Annotated in this window: 18 protein-coding genes; 4 read left to right on the forward strand and 14 right to left on the reverse strand. The window is 63.0% G+C overall.

Features of this window, described 5'->3' with window-relative positions:
- The first annotated feature begins 14 nt into the window (after positions 1–14).
- The 3 genes from purM (at position 15) to rnd (ending at position 2909) form a co-directional block, all read left to right on the forward strand.
- Positions 15–1061: a phosphoribosylformylglycinamidine cyclo-ligase gene (gene purM / locus RGUI_RS16525; protein WP_081534941.1), complete on the forward strand. Its 1047-nt coding sequence runs from the start codon at positions 15–17 to the stop codon at positions 1059–1061.
- Positions 1058–1648: a phosphoribosylglycinamide formyltransferase gene (purN, locus tag RGUI_RS16530; RefSeq protein ID WP_081534943.1), complete on the forward strand. Its 591-nt coding sequence runs from the start codon at positions 1058–1060 to the stop codon at positions 1646–1648. Before purM ends, purN begins: the two co-directional genes overlap by 4 nt.
- 97 nt (positions 1649–1745) lie before the next feature.
- Positions 1746–2909: a ribonuclease D gene (gene rnd, locus RGUI_RS16535; protein WP_081534945.1), complete on the forward strand. Its 1164-nt coding sequence runs from the start codon at positions 1746–1748 to the stop codon at positions 2907–2909.
- Between the two features lie 43 nt (positions 2910–2952).
- Here rnd and RGUI_RS16540 read toward each other — a convergent pair whose 3' ends face one another.
- From RGUI_RS16540 to RGUI_RS16555, 4 genes are all read right to left on the reverse strand, one after another.
- Positions 2953–5070 carry a bifunctional diguanylate cyclase/phosphodiesterase gene (locus tag RGUI_RS16540; protein ID WP_216640082.1) on the reverse strand — a complete coding sequence of 706 codons (2118 nt, stop codon included), beginning with the start codon at positions 5068–5070 and terminating at the stop codon, positions 2953–2955.
- A gap of 32 nt (positions 5071–5102) precedes the next feature.
- A complete protein-coding gene (locus tag RGUI_RS16545) occupies positions 5103–5501 on the reverse strand; it encodes an SET domain-containing protein-lysine N-methyltransferase (protein WP_081534949.1) in 399 nt (132 codons plus the stop codon).
- A gap of 14 nt (positions 5502–5515) precedes the next feature.
- Positions 5516–5848 (reverse strand): hypothetical protein, encoded by a 333-nt coding sequence (locus RGUI_RS16550; RefSeq protein ID WP_081534951.1) that lies wholly within the window; start codon positions 5846–5848, stop codon positions 5516–5518.
- A gap of 305 nt (positions 5849–6153) precedes the next feature.
- The gene (locus RGUI_RS16555) at positions 6154–6609 is read right to left on the reverse strand and encodes a hypothetical protein (RefSeq protein WP_081534953.1); all 456 of its coding nucleotides are present in this window, start codon (positions 6607–6609) and stop codon (positions 6154–6156) included.
- 130 nt (positions 6610–6739) lie between these two features.
- On the opposite strand from RGUI_RS16555, the gene RGUI_RS16560 reads away from it, so the two are divergent.
- Positions 6740–7171, forward strand: a complete 432-nt coding sequence (locus tag RGUI_RS16560) for a SufE family protein (RefSeq protein ID WP_081534955.1) — start codon at positions 6740–6742, stop codon at positions 7169–7171.
- A gap of 21 nt (positions 7172–7192) precedes the next feature.
- On the opposite strand, the gene RGUI_RS16565 is transcribed toward RGUI_RS16560, so the two are convergent.
- The 10 genes from RGUI_RS16565 to gap all read right to left on the reverse strand — a co-directional run bounded on the left by RGUI_RS16565 (position 7193) and on the right by gap (position 16634).
- Positions 7193–7897 (reverse strand): HAD family hydrolase, encoded by a 705-nt coding sequence (locus tag RGUI_RS16565; RefSeq protein WP_081534957.1) that lies wholly within the window; start codon positions 7895–7897, stop codon positions 7193–7195.
- Positions 7897–8553, reverse strand: coding sequence for a phosphoglycolate phosphatase (gene gph, locus RGUI_RS16570; protein ID WP_156883006.1), 657 nt, complete (start codon positions 8551–8553; stop codon positions 7897–7899). The genes RGUI_RS16565 and gph overlap by 1 nt, the downstream gene beginning before the upstream one ends.
- A complete protein-coding gene (locus tag RGUI_RS16575; RefSeq protein ID WP_081534961.1) occupies positions 8550–9107 on the reverse strand; it encodes a thioredoxin family protein in 558 nt (185 codons plus the stop codon). The genes gph and RGUI_RS16575 overlap by 4 nt, the downstream gene beginning before the upstream one ends.
- Complete coding sequence (locus RGUI_RS16580) at positions 9107–10051, reverse strand: MBL fold metallo-hydrolase (protein WP_081534963.1); 945 nt, start codon at positions 10049–10051, stop codon at positions 9107–9109. The genes RGUI_RS16575 and RGUI_RS16580 overlap by 1 nt, the downstream gene beginning before the upstream one ends.
- Before the next feature lie 166 nt (positions 10052–10217).
- On the reverse strand, positions 10218–10568 hold the full coding sequence (locus tag RGUI_RS16585) for a hypothetical protein (protein ID WP_081534965.1): 351 nt from the start codon (positions 10566–10568) through the stop codon (positions 10218–10220).
- A gap of 511 nt (positions 10569–11079) precedes the next feature.
- Positions 11080–11775 (reverse strand): ribulose-phosphate 3-epimerase, encoded by a 696-nt coding sequence (rpe, locus tag RGUI_RS16590; RefSeq protein ID WP_081534967.1) that lies wholly within the window; start codon positions 11773–11775, stop codon positions 11080–11082.
- Positions 11776–11858: 83 nt separating this feature from the next.
- Positions 11859–13250 carry a ribulose-bisphosphate carboxylase gene (locus RGUI_RS16595; RefSeq protein ID WP_081534969.1) on the reverse strand — a complete coding sequence of 464 codons (1392 nt, stop codon included), beginning with the start codon at positions 13248–13250 and terminating at the stop codon, positions 11859–11861.
- 97 nt (positions 13251–13347) lie between these two features.
- Positions 13348–14412 carry a class II fructose-bisphosphate aldolase gene (gene fba / locus RGUI_RS16600; protein WP_081534971.1) on the reverse strand — a complete coding sequence of 355 codons (1065 nt, stop codon included), beginning with the start codon at positions 14410–14412 and terminating at the stop codon, positions 13348–13350.
- Between the two features lie 12 nt (positions 14413–14424).
- On the reverse strand, positions 14425–15633 hold the full coding sequence (pgk, locus tag RGUI_RS16605) for a phosphoglycerate kinase (protein ID WP_081534973.1): 1209 nt from the start codon (positions 15631–15633) through the stop codon (positions 14425–14427).
- Entirely contained in the window at positions 15633–16634 is a 1002-nt protein-coding gene (gene gap, locus RGUI_RS16610; protein ID WP_081534975.1) for a type I glyceraldehyde-3-phosphate dehydrogenase, read from the reverse strand. The genes pgk and gap overlap by 1 nt, the downstream gene beginning before the upstream one ends.
- Between the last annotated feature and the right edge of the window lie 7 nt (positions 16635–16641).

A 16641-nucleotide genomic window follows, 5' to 3' on the forward strand; every position in this document is an offset into this window, starting at 1 on the left:
AGCAGGAGTACCCCATGACCGAACCCAAGACGGGCCTGACCTATGCGCAGGCGGGTGTGGATATCGACGCTGGCAATGCGCTGGTGGAGCGGATCAAGCCCGCGGCCATGCGCACCGCCCGGCCCGGCGTGATTGCGGGGCTGGGGGGCTTTGGCGCACTGTTCGATTTGCGCGCGGCGGGCTATAGCGACCCGGTGCTGGTGGCCGCGACCGACGGGGTGGGCACCAAGCTGCGCATCGCCATCGACACCGGCGAAGTGTCGGGCGTCGGCATCGACCTTGTCGCCATGTGCGTCAACGATCTGGTCTGCCAGGGGGCGGAGCCGCTCTTCTTCCTCGACTATTTCGCAACCGGCAAGCTGTCGGTCGAGGCCGCGGCGCAGGTGGTCGAGGGCATCGCCGAGGGGTGTGCGCGCGCGGGCTGTGCCCTGATCGGGGGCGAGACGGCCGAGATGCCGGGCATGTATGCGGATGGCGATTTCGACCTTGCCGGCTTCGCCGTGGGCGCGATGGAGCGGGGGTGCGATTTGCCCGCGGGTGTGGCTGAGGGCGATGTGTTGCTGGGGCTGGCCTCGGACGGGGTGCATTCCAACGGCTACTCGCTCGTCCGCAAGGTGGTGGAGGTCGCGGGGCTGTCATGGGACGCGCCGGCGCCTTTCGCCGATGGCCCGCTGGGCGCGGCACTGCTGACGCCCACGCGACTCTATGTCAAACCCGCGCTGGCGGCGATCCGGGCGGGCGGGGTGCATGCGCTGGCCCATATCACCGGCGGCGGACTGACAGAAAACCTGCCCCGCGTCCTGCCCGAGGGGCTGGGGGCCGAAATCGACCTGTCCGCATGGGAGATGCCGCCGGTCTTCCGCTGGCTGGCAGAGACTGCGGGCATGGACGAGGCGGAGGTTCTGAAAACCTTCAACGCCGGGGTCGGCATGGTGCTGGCCGTTGCACCTGACCGGGCCGAGGCGCTGACCGACCTTCTGACCGGCGCGGGCGAGACTGTGGTCCGCATCGGCCGGGTCGTGCCGGGGCAGGGGGTCAGCTATTCCGGGCGGCTGCTTTGAAACGGGTGGCCATCCTGATTTCCGGGTCGGGGTCCAACATGGTCGCGCTGGTCGACAGCATGACCGGTGATCATCCGGCCCGCCCCGTTCTGGTCCTGTCGAACGTCCCCGGTGCGGGTGGTCTGGAAAAGGCCGCGGCCCGCGGCGTGCCGACCACCATCGTCGACCACAAGCCCTTCGGCAAGGATCGCGAGGCGTTCGAGGCCGCGCTTCAGGCCGAGCTGGAGCGCGCCGCGCCCGATATCCTGTGCCTTGCCGGTTTCATGCGTGTGCTGACGCCGGGCTTTGTCAATCGCTGGGCCGGGCGAATGCTGAACATCCACCCGTCCCTTCTGCCGAAATACCGGGGGCTGAACACCCATGCCCGCGCGCTTGAGGCTGAAGACTCCGAGGCTGGGTGCAGCGTGCACGAAGTGACGGCGGAGCTGGACGGCGGACCGATCCTTGGCCAGGCACGGGTGCCGATCCTGCCGGGAGACACGGCCGAGACGCTGGCCGCCCGTGTCCTGCCGGTGGAGCATCGGCTTTATCCGGCGGTGTTGCGCCGATACGCCCAAGGCGACCGCGCGCCGGTCATGCTGGGCTGACGCAGATTTCAATGGACACTTCCCAACCGCGGCCGGGTTCTTTATCACGGGCGGGCAGGTGCGCGGTGGGGATGGTATGGGCAAGACACGGGCAGAGATGGAGACACTGACCACTACCGAGGAATTGGCCGCCTTTTGCGAACGCGCCGCCCGCGCCCCCTATGTCACGATCGACACGGAATTTCTGCGCGAACGGACCTATTACGCCAAGCTCTGCCTTGTTCAGCTTGCCCTGCCCGGGGACGGCGACACCGAAGGCCCGGCGGTGCTGGTCGACCCCTTGGCCGACGACCTGTCCTGGGCGCCGTTATACGAGCTTTTCCGAAACGAAAGCGTGGTCAAGGTCTTCCACGCGGCCCGTCAGGATCTTGAGATCTTCTTCACCGAAGGCTCGGTCTTCCCCGAGCCGCTGTTCGACACGCAGGTGGCCGCAATGGTCTGCGGATTCGGAGAGCAGGTGGGTTATGAGACGCTCGTGCGCAAGATCGCGAAGACCAGTCTCGACAAGACATCCCGGTTTACCGACTGGTCGCGGCGGCCCCTGTCGGATGCGCAGAAAAGCTATGCCCTTGCCGATGTCACCCATCTGAGGGCCATCTACGAATACCTTGCTGCCGATCTGGAACGTACGGGTCGGGCCAAATGGCTGCGCGAGGAACTGGGCGTGCTGACCGATCCCGAAACCTATATCGTGCATCCGTCCGAGGCCTGGAAACGGGTCAAGACGCGCACCAATTCCGGCAAGTTCCTGGTCGTCGTGCAGGAATTGGCGCGGTTTCGCGAAGGTTATGCCCAGTCACGCAACATCCCCCGCAACCGGGTGTTCAAGGACGACGCGCTGCTGGAACTGGCGTCGACCAAGCCGCAGAACCTGAACGACCTGTCCCGCTCACGCCTGCTGCTGCGGGAAGCGCGCCGGGGTGAGATTGCCGAGGGGATCATCGAGGCGGTGAAGACCGCGCTGGAGGCCGATCCGAAAGACTATCCCAAGGTTCCCAAGATCGATGCTAAGTTGCAGGTCAATCCGGCCCTGGCAGACCTCTTGCGTGTGCTTCTGAAGGCCAAGTCGGAAAAGGCCGGGGTCGCGCAGAAACTGATTGCGACCTCTGCCGATCTGGATGCCATCGCGGCCGGGCGGCGTGACGTGGCCGCGTTGCGCGGATGGCGGGAAGAGGTGTTCGGCAACGATGCGTTGCGGCTTTGTGCGGGCGAGATCGCGCTTGCGGCCCGTGGCAGTTCGGTCGAGGTCGTGCCTCTTTGATCCTGCGCCAAGGGAAGGGCCGATACGGCCGCCGGAGTCGGCGTCAGGCGTGGCCCAGATCGGCGCCGGGATTGAACTGCGTCAGCACGTTCGACAGCGGGGCTGGCTTGCCGATCAGGTAGCCCTGGATGAAGTCGCACTCATATTGGCGCAGCTTGGCGATCTCGTCCTCATGCTCGACCCCTTCGGCGACAACGGTCATGCCCATCGAATGGGCCAGCGAGACCATGGTGTTGATCATCCGGAAGGATTCGCTGCCCAGGCTGCCCGAGACGAAGGATCGATCGATCTTGAGTGAGTTGAACGGCATCCGCCACAGGTAGCCCAGCGAGGAAAAGCCGGTCCCGAAGTCGTCGAGCGCGACCGAGAACCCGGCGGATCGCAGGATGTGGAGTTGCCGGGACACGGCCTCGTCATCCTGGAAGGCGACATTCTCGGTGATCTCGACCTCGATCCGTTCGCAATCGATGTTGTTCTTGAGCACGCGGGAGCAGAACTCCACCGCGAAGCCCGGGATCATGACCTGCATCGGCGAGACGTTGATCGCGACTTCAAGCCCGGGGTTCTGGCGCAGATCCTCGCACACCTTGTCGAGCATGATCCAGCCAAGCGGAATGATCAGGCCGGTCGCTTCCGCGATGCGGATGAAGTCACCCGGTGAAACGGATCCCAGGGCCCGGCTGTGCCAGCGTGCCAGCGCCTCCACCCGGACCAGCTTGCGGTTGTCGCTGGCGTTGACGATGGGCTGGTAGGCAACCGAAAACTCGTCCCCCTTCACCAGTGCGGAGCGAAGCGCCTTTTCGATCCGGTTGTCGCCAAGATCGGATGCCTGCATCTCGCGGTCGTACCAGACGACATCCTCGCATTGATGGGCCTTGGCGTGATACATCGCGCGGTCGGCCCGGCGCAGCAGTTCTTCGGGCGAATGGTCGCCGTTGCGGGAAACCGCCAGACCGCGGGAGACCGAGAAATCGAAGAGGAACCCGCCGACACGGATCGGTTCGGACAAGGTGTCGTTGAGGTTTTCGATTTTCGTCTGCACGGTTTCAAGGATGTTGTTGTCGTGCCAGAAGACGGCAACGAATTCGTCGCCGCCGTTTCGGGCCACGAAGGTCTGTTCATCAAGAAGGGCCCTGACCCGTTCGGCAAAGGCCTTGAGAAACCGGTCGCCGCCATCGTGCCCGATGACATCGTTGACCTGTTTGAAGCGGTTCAGGTCAAGCGCGAGGATCGCGTATTCGCCCCTGTGGCGGTCGGCGAGCGTTCTGAGATGCTCCAGCAAGGCCAGGCGGTTGGGCAGGCCGGTCAGCACATCCGTTCGCGCAAGATCGGCGGCCTCGGATTCCTTGCGCATCAGCGCCCGGGCATTGGCGTGGACAAGTCGCGTTCCCAGAAGCGTAATTGCGGCGAAGGCAATCGTCACGCCGATCAGGATGGTCAGCATCTTGTCGAAGAGGTTCGTGCCCGGTTTGGGAGGGTCCCAGAACAGAAAGGCCACGGTTTCACCGGAAGGCCCCCTGAGCGACAGGCTGGGCAGGCCCTCGGGCGCAGACTCAAAGCTGTAGCCAAGCGAGGAAACCGACAGCTCCTTTTCGATCTGCTGCAGCCGGTCCCGGCTGAGAATCTTGCCGATGGAGGCGATCGCCAGATCGTTAACGTTAATCTCGCCCAGAAGCGACGTGTCTTCCGGAAGCAGATAGGACGAGCTGAACATCACGAGGTTGCCGTCCAGCGCGAGGAAGAAGTCGTAGGTTTCCCGGTCTTCGGTCCGAAGATCGGACACCTCGACGCGGAGTGCATCCATCGTCGAGGTGGCGAAGAAGATCGCTTGCGGCGCAAGGCCCTGCCCTGACACCCATGCCACGGGCTGATCGAAGGGGCCGTCATACATTGCCGCGTATTCGAAGACGTCCCCGCGTGCTGCCGTGATCCCGTAGTTGGAGGCCAGCTTTTCGATGTCGACCTCTTCGGCTGCCTGGTAGACATCCGTCCAGTTGTGATAGTCGCTCGCGATCAGGGCGACCTGTTCCTGCACCGCCGAGATCCGGCCTTCCATCAGTTTTCGCGACTCTCGAAACGCCTCGGCATCCATCGCGCTGCGGATCGAAAAGACGGAAAACCACATCGCGGCGATGAACAGCAACAGCGCGACACTGGCCATGAAAATGATCTGCCGGGGCAGCGAGAGTGTTTTCATTGTGCCAACTGATCCAAGGGTTCGCTTTCTGGTGGGTTGAATCCAAGGACGTGCACGGACCGGTAGTCGCAGGTCAGTTCATCCCCGGGCTTGAGATCCCTTGCGGCGACCATCTCTTCGCCCCTGTCTACCAGTGTGGGCTGGTCACTGTGGTTCATGAAGATGTCGCCATCGTTGCCAAGCCTGAACACCCGCTCAGAGGTGAGATACTCGGCGTTGTGCTTGATCACCTCAACATAGGGGTCGAGAAGATAATCAAGAAGTTTCTCAGGGATCTCGGTGTCAAAGGTTGGTTCATATTTCCAGATGCGTTGCCCGCATGTAACAGCCTCTCCCAGAAACAACCCGAGGCCATGAATCTTACTTCGCGAAACGTAGTGTCTTACAAGAAGCATCGAAGAAGTCCCCTTCACCCGGCTTCGACATCCATGAGGAATACCGCAAGCATCGATGCGACGACGCCCGCGACCTGCCGTCCCGTGATCGTCTCGTCGAAGGCGACATAGCCGATCGCGGTCAGCGCCAGGATCGTTGCCGAACTGTACAGCACGGCAACCTGGGCCAGGCTGTGGGTCTGCATCAGCATGATCCAGCCGGCTGCGGTGATCCCGTAGAGAATGGCCCCGTGTACGAACCAGTGCGAAACGAACGGCGATGCCTTTCCCGACGCCATCTTGAGCGCGTAGTCTCCGGCCAGGGTCATCGCGATGATTGCCGCCAGGATAAGGTAGGACTTTAACATGTGGCGTTACCCTTTTCTTGTTGTGCCACCAACCAGCGTCTGGCGGGAGAGTTGCACGTGTGGGTAAACGAAGGCTTAGTGCGAACCGCTTGTTTTGCCCGTAGATGTGCAAAGGCAGAATAGTTCAGACCAATTTTGTATGGATTTGAAAGCATTTGGTAATGCCCGCCGCGGCGGGGTGCCGGCCGGTATCACGTCGTGGCGTGGTCGCGCAACGCGGTTTCGGACCCCGTACAGGCTGGGTGCTTCGCCCCTGTCAGGCAGCGGTCACAACAGGAAAGACCGGCAAGTCCTGGGCGGAGTGATCAGCGGCGCGCCCTGCGTTGGTTGCGTGCACCCCGGACGATGATCGTGCGGTGCCCGGCCAATGCCTGATCGGACAGGAAGGTGGCGACAGAGAGTTCGCGGGACTGGGGCGTTCCCGTCCGCGTGCTGCCATCGGGCGGGGCGATACGGAAATCGAAGACCCGCGTGCCCTTCTTGACCTCGTCGCCGGTCACCGGCACCAGTTCTGCCGCCCAGTAGCCCTGCCGCGCCGGGCGGCCGACAGCGCGCACGATGGCACCGCCCGGGATACGCTCCACCGCCATTGCGGTCACTTCATCGACCAGGGGCCGCGGATCGGTTTCCAGTGATACCGTCGGGGCCGTGGCCACGCGTTCTTCGGTCGATCTGCCGAACCAGTTGACCGGGTTCAGTCGCGATTCGCAGGCGGTCAGGAACAGCGTGGCTGAAAGGATGACCAGGAACGGTGATCTCATGTGCATTCCCCAAGACTGGCGCATTCCGGGTTAGCCGAAACGGGCCGGATTGAAAAGCCGCGTCCGCAGGGTGCTGGACCTTTGACGATCCCGCGCCTAAACGAAACGGACCAGAGACGGAGGTGAACCGGTGGCGAGCGAGGCGTTTGAAGAGATCGTGGAAACCTTCGAGTTTCTGGATGACTGGGAAGACCGGTATCGCCACGTCATCGACCTTGGCCGCGCGATGGAGCCGCTGGGCGAGGCCTTCAAGGTGCCGGCAACAAAGGTTGACGGCTGTGCCAGCCAGGTCTGGCTGATGCCGGAGATCGACGGGACGGGGCCGGGTGCGATCTATCACTTCAAGGGCGACAGCGACGCGATGATCGTGCGCGGGCTGATCGCGGTTCTGCGCGCGCTTTACGACGGGTTGAGCGCGACGGAGGTTCTGGAAACCGATGCGGGCGCGCAACTCGCACGGCTCGGCCTTGACGAACACCTGTCGGCCCAGCGGTCCAATGGCCTGCGCGCGATGGTGGAGCGTATCCGCACACAGGCCGCTGGCGCCGCCGAGGGAGTGTGAGCCCAAAGGCCCACGGCTGCGTCAATAGCTGAGCAGCGTGGCCTTAAGGATCGGCGGCCAATGGTCCCGGTCAAGCGAGGGCACCCGGCAGGTCGCCCCGCTATGGGTCTCGTCCGCGGTATAAAGGCTTGGGGTCACGACCACCCGCAAACCGGCATCGAGCGCGGAATTCAACCCGATCCGGCTATCTTCGAAGGCGATGCAATCGCGCGGCGGAAGGTCCAGCCGGCGCAGGGCCAGCAGATAGATCTCCGGATCAGGCTTTTTCCGCTGCACCTCGTCGCCTGACGCGATCACGTCGAATATCCGGTCGGCGGGTTTGCCGAAGGTGGCCTGCATCAGCGCATCGACGTTCGGCCGCGATGTCGTCGTCGCAATGGCCAGTTGTAGTTCCGCCTCACGCGCCTTTAGGATCAGGTCCTCCACCCCCGGACGCAAGGCCAGTTCGCCCTTGGCCACCAGATCGCCGAAGAGCGCCGTCTTGTCCTTGTGCAGGGCAACGATGTCCTCATCCGAAAGACGTGGCGCGCCGTCGGGCAGCTTGTCCTGAAAGGCACGCAGCCTTTCCTTGCCGCCCCCGGTTTTCAGCAGGACGCGGTAGTCTTCCCGGCTCCAGTTCCAGTCGAGACCCCATTTGGCAAAGGTCTCGTTGAATGCCTGCCGATGGGTTTCCTCGGTTTCGGCCAGCGTTCCGTCGACATCGAAGATCAGGGCTTTGAGGGTCATCAGATCGCGTCTGCCATGCGGGTCACGATGGTATCGACCATGTCGAAATCGTTGAACCGTGCCTCGTGCGGGATGTCGTCGATTTCTTTCTTGCGATAGCCCTCGGTAAAGAGCGCAAAGCGAATGCCGGCCTTCTGCGCGCATTCCGCATCGATTTCGCTGTCGCCGACATAGACCGCCACGCGCGCGCCCAGTTTCTCCTTGACCGCCAGCAGGGGCGCAGGATCGGGCTTCTTGACGCCGATCGTGTCGCCACCGACGACCGCCCCGAAATACTTGTCGATCCCGAAGGCTTCGAGGATCGCGCGGGTCGGGCCCTCGGGCTTGTTGGTGCAGACGCCGAGCGCATAGCCCTCCCCATGCAGGGTCTCGACCGCGTCCTGCACGCCGGGATAAAGCTTGGTCAGCGTCGCCGGGTCTGCATCGTAGTGCTTGAGGAACTTCTCAAGCAGTTCGGCGTGCCGTCCTTCGTCAAGCGACCGGGCCGCGATCACCCGGTCGATCAGGACATGCACGCCGTTCCCGATGAAGCTGCGCACCGTTTCAAAGTCCAGTTCCCCATCGGCGGCTTCCGCCAGCGCCTTGTTGACCGCGGCGTGGATATCGGGCGCGCTGTCGATCAGCGTTCCGTCGAGGTCGAAAATAATAGCCTTCACGCGGCGTCCTTCCATTTGATCGAGCAGCCCATCGACGGGATTTGCTCGGCCGGTCCCTGGCCGGTTTCGGCCACTTGTTTCATTGCCTCGAACAGGTCGCGGCGCAGGTCGGGCGGCCCGGCCTCCTTGCGAGAGGCATCCAGACGGCCGCGATATTGCAGACCGATCTCGGCATTGAAGCCGAAGAAATCGGGGGTGCAGATGGCGTCATAGGTCTTGGCGACCGATTGATCCTCGTCATAGAGGTAAGGGAATGGCAGCGCCAGATCCTCGGCCATCTTCTTCATGTTGTCGAAGCTGTCGGCGGGATAGGTTTCCGCGTCGTTGGAACTGATCGCCACCACGCCGATACCAAGGCCCTGCAACTCCTTCGCATCGCGGATGATCCGGTCGCGCACGGCGATGACATAGGGGCAGTGGTTGCAGATGAACATCACAAGGGTTCCATTCGGCCCCTTGATGTCGTCAAGCGTGTACGTCTTGCCATCGGTGCCGGGCAGCGAGAAGTCGGGGGCTTTCCAGCCGAAATCGCAGACGGGGGGGGAGACAGCCATTATTCGAACTCCATTTCCGTGTAGACCACGCCCGCATTCTTGGTCGCCAGTTCCTCATATGTGTCGAGATGGGCGTACGGGCTTTGATCGACATAGTAGGCGTCGTCGAGCGATCCACCACTGTCGAGATGCTCTCCGATCTTGCCGCGGAGATAGACCAGATAGTCACGGGTATAGCGACGCACCTGCGCCACGTTGGTCGGGTGGCCGTGACCGGGGATGACATAAAGCGCGCCAAGCGGTTCGAACGCGGTTTCCCAAGTCTCGATCCAGCAGCTTGTGCAGGTCTCCGCAAAGATCGGCGGCATGCGTTCGTGAAAGGCCACGTCGCCGGCAACCACCAGCCGCTGTTCGGGCAGCCAGACGGAGATGTCGCCCTCTGAATGCGCGGGGCCAAGGTGCAGCACCTCGATATGCATGTCACCCATGTCGATGATGTATTCATCCTCGAAGGTCAGGTTCGGGCCGATCGCTTCGGTGCCTTCGGCGTTTTCCCGGGCATAGCGCTTCATGCCTTCGAGGATCTGGAAGGCGTTATCCTCGAACACCGCCTTGGCATCCGCATGCGCCAAGATATCGACCCCCTGCGCCGCCCAATAGCTGTTGCCCAGCATCGCGTGGCCCTGGCCGTTTTCGTTGATCACCAGCTTGACCGGTTGGTCGGTTACGGCCCTGATCTCATCGTGTAGCGCCTCGGCCAGTTTTGCGTTGGCCCCGCCATTGACGACGATCACCCCGTCGCCGGTGACGATGAAGCTGAGATTGTTGTTGTGGCCCGCATTCTCATAGGTCGGCGGCGCGGTCGCCCCGATGGCCGAGAAGACATGCGGGATGACCTCGACCGGCTTGGAGTACAGGATGGATTGCGGATATTGATCGGGGATGTCCTCGCTGGCATGCACAGGCATTGCCAGCAAGGCACATAAAAGTGCTTTGCGGATCATGCTTCGGGTCCTCCCTCTCGCCCAAAGCATTGTCACAATTGAATGTGTATTTCCACCGCTATTGCGGACGTACCCCTGCCCAAGATCAGGCACGTCCCGTGTGCCTTGGTCTGGCCATCAAGGGCGGCGACCCCGCGCGTTGCGCAGGGCACGCGATCTGTCACCTTCAGTGCGATACGGAAACCGCAGGCACTTGTTCGGCCGAGATGACCACCTCGTCCGCGCTCCGCACGAAGGTATAGAGCGTCCGCGGTTCCGATGGCGTCGCGAACCGGACCTGATCCTGATCCTGAAGGCGGAGCATGACGCGTTCCGGCTGGGCCCATTGCGTCCGGGCGCGGAAATAGGCCGTCACCTCATATGCGCCGTCGCCAAGGTCGGTGCGATAGGCGACCATGTCGACATCACCGACATGCATGGTCTGCGCCTCAAGCGCGGTGGTCAGCACAACACCGTTGGCAAGGGCAGCCGTCCCCATGGCCATCGCGGCGAGGGTGGAAAGCAGAAGCGTTTTCATGGCGATTCCAGTTCTGGTTTGCGCGGATATGCGGAATCCGCCTGAATGATATCACGCTAAAATATTGCTGCGCCGCAGCAATGTCCAATTGAATTCACGAAAGGCGGATATGCGTTTGGCGGGATGCTCTGTAAGGATTTATTCAACGAACGTGTCCGGTGGGCTGAGATCGCGGCTAGTCTTTGCACCTGCCTGGTGTCCGTAGTATTTCGTAAGGTCCAGATAATACGTTACTTTATTTCGCGGGCTGGGCGCAGTATGCGGTTGAATGATGGAATTGTAATTTCTGAATGTACGAAAATACGCAGCATTTTCCTGTTTTCGATGCATTTTATTAAAATGCCGCGCGTCAGGATGCCCTATTTTCCAGGGGTGACTCTCTGCTTTCCGCAGTTCGTGAAAGTGCAGAAGAACGCCACGGCGGGTACAAGAAAACGCCCGGCGGACTCCACCGGGCGCTTCTGTCTGATATCCGGTCCACCCTCGGGGCAGCGCCTGCTGCCCTGTCAGGTCAGGCCGCTTTCAATGCGCCTTCGGCCGCTTCGCGGATGGCCTTGATGTTGGCGCCATAAACCTCGGGGGTATCGACGGACCCGCCCTTGAACACTGCCGACCCGGCGACAAGGCAGTCGGCCCCGGCCGCGGCCACCAGCGGCGCGGTTTCGGGCGTCACGCCGCCATCGATCTGGATGTGGATTTCACGGTCACCGATCATCTGGCGGATCTTGCGCGTCTTTTCCACGCCGGAGTGAATGAACTTCTGCCCACCGAAGCCCGGGTTGACAGTCATGATCAGGACCATGTCGCACAGGTCGAGCACGTCGGCCACGGCCTCGGCCGGGGTGCCGGGGTTCAGCACGACGCCCGCCTTGACCCCCTGGGCCTTGATCGCCTGCAGCGTGCGATGGATATGCGGCCCCGCCTCGATATGGGCGGAGATCATGTCGGCGCCCGCCTCGGCATAGGCCTCGATATACGGATCGACCGGCGCGATCATCAGGTGCACGTCCATGAAGGTTTTCACATGCGGGCGGAACGCCTTCACCGCGGGCGGGCCGAAGGTCAGATTCGGGACGAAATGCCCGTCCATGACGTCCACGTGCACCCAGTCACAACCTTGGGCTTCAATGGCCTGAATCTCCTGACCGAAATTCGCGAAATCGGCCGACAAAATCGACGGTGCGATCTTGATGGAACGGTCAAACATGTGTTTCCTCCCGAGTTAAAGGGTGCGCGGCGCGGGGTTAAAGGGAACGAAGGGACAACCCGCGCCGCGCTGGGGACTGAACGTTACTCCGCCGCGGCGGGCACGCCCAGTTTCTCACGCCAGCCCGGATAGAGGGTGTCGGCGTCTTTCTGGAAGCTCTCGAAGGCGCGCGCCAGTTCCCGATGCTCTTTCGCGTAGTCGATCAGGTTGACGCCCGATTTCCATGCATCATGCGCTTGCTTCAGCGACTTGGCACCGGCCGTGCCGCCATCGACGTGACCGAAGGCGCCGCCGCCAGAGGTCTGGATGACGTTCGAATGGCCCAGGTTGTCGAAGAAGCCCGGCAGACGCAGCGCGTTCATCCCGCCCGAGATGATCGGGGTGGTGGCTTTCATGCCCTGCCAGCCCTGCTTGTAGAACGGCCCCTCGGCCTCGTCACGCTCCAGCATGAAGGCGATGGCCTTGTCGGAGGCGTCGCCCTCCATCTTGCCATAGCCCATGGTGCCGGTGTGGATGCCCGATGCGCCCGACAGACGCGACATCTTGCAGTGCACGAAGGCGGTGTAGCCGCGCTTGGACTGGGGCGAGGTCACGGCGCCGTGGCCCGCACGGTGGTAGTGCAGGAACTGGCCGGGGAAGTTGCGGCGGCAGGCGGTGACGGCGGTCGGGCCGGCGACGTAGCCGTCCACAAGGAACGCGACGTGGTCGGCATCGGGGCCGAAGGTCTCAAGGATGTACTCGCCGCGGGCGATCATCTCGGCCGGGTCATCGGCGGTGATGTTGGCCGAGAACAGCTTGGCCTCGCCGGTGGCGTCCTGCGCGCGCTTCATCGCGTCGGCGACAAGGGCGATGGTTTCCTTCAGCGGCGCGAAGGTCTGGTTGCCCTGCGGTTCGTCGTTCTTGATGAAGTCGCCGCCCAGCCAGAATTCATAGCAGGCATCGGCAAAGGGCTGCGGGCGCAGGCCGAGTTTCGGCTTGATGATCGTGCCCACGACCATGCCGCCATCGTTCACGTCGCGGCCGAGAACGCGCCACATGTCCTGGATGTTCATCGCCGGGCCGTCGAACAGGCGCAGATAGGCCGGCGGCACGTAGAAGTCGTGCATCTTGGCGTATTCGACGTCGCCCATGCCCTGGTTGTTGCCGATGGTCAGCGTCAGGAAGGACGCCAGCATCGCGCGGCCGTCGATGATGTTCCGGTCGAACAACTCGATCGGATAGGCGATCTTCATCACCTCGTTGGCCTCGTCGATTTCATAGACGAGCGCATCGACGCCACGGGTGAAATCGTCGGTCGTCGAGACCTCGACATTCGTGCCGGTGGAGCTTTCGGCGGCGAAGTGGGCCGCGGTGGCCAAATAGCCGTCGAAGCCTTCCTTCGGCTTCATCTTGTAGGCGCACAGGACGTGCTTGCCTTCGGCGATGAGGGTGGCCTCATCCAGTTCGATACGCGCATAGCGGTTCGACTGATCCATTTTCGGTTCCTCCCGAGGGGTTCAAATTCCAAAGTTGCGCGCGTTTCCGTCTGTCAAAGGCGGCCCGGCGGTTTCCGGCGTCGGGCCGCCCCCTTGATCAGTTCACTTTCGGGTCGAGGCTGCCATCGGCGTAACGCTTGGCCATGTCGTCCATCGAGATCACGTCGATCTTGGACGCATTGCCGGCGGTGCCGAAGCGTTCGAACCGGTCGAGGCAGAGCTTGGTCATCTCTTCCATGGCCGGGATCATGAATTTCCGCGGGTCGAATTCGGTCTTCTTCTCCATCGCGACCTTGCGGAACTGGCCGGTGATGGCCATCCGGTTGTCGGTGTCGATGTTGACCTTGCGCACACCCGACTTGATGCCGCGCTCGATCTCCTCCACCGGCACGCCATAGGTCTGGGGCATCTCGCCGCCGAACTCGTTGATCAGGTCCTGCAGGTACTGCGGCACCGAGGACGAGCCGTGCATCACGAGGTGCACATCGGGGATCTTGGCGTGGATTTCCTCGATCCGCTTGATCGCCAGCGTGTCGCCCGTGGGCTTGGAGCTGAACTTGTAGGCGCCGTGCGAGGTGCCGCAGGCAATGGCCAGCGCGTCGACCTTGGTCAGCTTCACGAATTCCTTGGCCTCGTCGGGGTCGGTCAGCAGCTGATCATGGCTCAGCTTGCCCTCGGCGCCCGATCCGTCCTCGGCCGCCGCCTCGCCGGTTTCAAGCGAGCCCAGAACGCCCAGTTCGCCCTCGACCGAGGCGCCGACCCAGTGGGCCATGTCCGCGACCGCCTTGGTGATGCGGGTGTTGTACTCCCAGTCGGCGGGGGTCTTCATGTCGGCCATCAGCGAGCCGTCCATCATGACCGAGGTGAAGCCGTGCTTGATCGCGGACAGGCAGGTCGCCTCGTTGTTGCCGTGGTCCTGGTGCATGCACAGCGGGATCTTCGGGAACATCTCGGACAGCGCCTGGATCATGTGGCGCAGCATGATGTCGCCGGCATAGGACCGCGCACCGCGGCTGGCCTGCATGATCACGGGGGCGTCGCATTTCTCCGCCGCCTTCATGATCGCAAGGCCCTGTTCCATGTTGTTGATGTTGAAGGCCGGGACGCCGTAGCCCTGTTCGGCCGCGTGATCCAGCAGTTGCCGCATGGTGATAAGAGCCATCAAAGTCCTCCGTCAGGCTGCGTGTGCTTTTTGTTCAAGAGCGTCGAGCCCGGGCATTTCCCGACCTTCGAGCCATTCAAGGAACGCTCCACCCGCGGTGGAAACGTAGGTGAAGTCATGGGCCACGCCGGTCTTGTTCAGCGCAACCAGGGTATCGCCGCCACCCGCAACCGACACCGCCAGACCCGAACGGGTCTGTTCGGCTACAGTTTGGGCAAGGGCTTTGGTGCCCGCGTCGAAGGGCGCGGTTTCATAGGTGCCCATCGGGCCGTTCCAGAGGATCGTGCGCGCCTTGCGCAGAACCTTCTGGTAGGTTTCGACCGTGTTGGGGCCGATATCGAGGATGCGCCGGTTGGCGCGCACCCCGCCCAGCGGCACGGGGTAGTGGTTGATGCCGGCGCGTTGGAAGCCCGCGACGACGAAATCCTCGGGCACCATCAGGCGGCATTCGGCAATCTCCGCCAGCGCGGCGATTTCCAGAACCTCTTCGGCAAATTCCGGCTCCACGCGAGAGCGCCCGATGGAGTAGCCGCGCGCGAAGAGGAATGCATTGGCAATGGCGCCGCCCAGAAGCAGGGTGTCGATCCGCGGTGCGAGCCGTTTCAGCAGCCCAAGCCGGGGTTGCACGCTGCCACCGCCGATAACCGCGACCGAGGGCGATTGCGGATCGGTCAGCGCGCCTTCGAGCGCCGCCATCTCCTCAACGAACAGCGGCCCCACGGCCACGCGTTTGGCGGCCAGCACCGCCGAGGTGGTCGAGGCATGGGCGCGATGGCAGCAGGAAAAGGCGTCATTGACGTAGATGTCGCCAAGCTGCGCCAGTTGTGCGCCGAGGTTCGGGTCGTTCAACTCCTCCCCCCGTTCGAACCGGAGGTTTTCGCAGAGCATCACCTCGCCGGGCGCCAGATTCTCCCCGGCCCGTTCGACGGTGGGGCCGGCGCAGGTATCGTTGAACTTCACCGGACGCCCCAGCGCCTGCGACAGCGCGGGAACCAGGCGCTCGGTGGTCAGGGCCGGGGTCATTTCCCCGTCCGGCCGGCCCAGATGGCTGAGCACGACGACCCGTGCACCCTTGTCCAGCAGGGGTTTCATGCCCCGGGCGAAGCGGGCGATGCGCGTGGCATCGCCCACCCCTTCATGCGTCAGCGGCACGTTCAGGTCAGCCCGCACCGCAAGGCGAGCGCCCGAAACATCCAGCGATGTCAGGGGCGTGTACGCCATCAGATCAGCGCCCCCATCGCGACAGCGGTATCGGACATGCGCGAGGAGAAGCCCCACTCGTTGTCGTACCAGCTGAGGATCCGGACCATGTTGCCGTCCATCACCTTGGTCTGATCCATGTGGAAGACCGAGGAATGCGGATCATGGTTGAAGTCGGTCGAGACGTTGGGTTGGTCGGTGTAGCCCAGAACGCCCTTCATCGGGCCATCGGCGGCAGCCTTGATCGCGGCGTTCACTTCCTCGACCGAGGTGTCCTTGTTGGCTTCGAACACAAGGTCCACGACAGACACGTTCGGGGTCGGCACGCGGATCGCGACGCCGTCGAGCTTGCCGTTCAGTTCCGGCAGGACCAGACCCACGGCCTTGGCGGCACCGGTCGAGGTCGGGATCATCGACATCGCCGCGGCACGGGCGCGATAGAGGTCCTTGTGCATCGTGTCCAGCGTGGGCTGGTCGCCGGTGTAGCTGTGGATCGTGGTCATGAAGCCGCGCTTGATGCCGATGGCGTCGTTCAGCGCCTTGGCGACCGGCGACAGGCAGTTGGTGGTGCAGGACGCGTTGGACACCACCACATCGTCCTTGGTCAGGACGTCATGGTTCACGCCATAGACGATGGTCTTGTCCGCGCCGGACGCCGGGGCCGAGACCAGCACGCGCTTGGAGCCGTTTTCCAGGTGCATCGCGGCCTTTTCGCGGGCGGTGAAGATGCCGGTGCACTCCATCGCGATGTCGACGCCGTCCCAGGGCAGTTCCTTGGGGTCGCGGATCGCGGTTACCTTGATGGGCCCGCGGCCGACATCGATGGTGTCGCCGTCGACCGTGACGGTGCCGGGGAAGCGGCCGTGCACGCTGTCATAGCGGACGAGGTGGGCGTTGGTTTCCACCGGGCCAAGGTCGTTGATCGCGACCACTTCGATATCGGTGCGGCCCGATTCCACGATGGCCCGCAGCACGTTCCTCCCGATACGGCCGAAGCCGTTGATAGCAACTTTAACAGTCATTTTCAGA

Origin of the sequence: Rhodovulum sp. P5 (assembly GCF_002079305.1) — a bacterium.
Taxonomy (GTDB): Bacteria; Pseudomonadota; Alphaproteobacteria; order Rhodobacterales; family Rhodobacteraceae; genus Rhodovulum.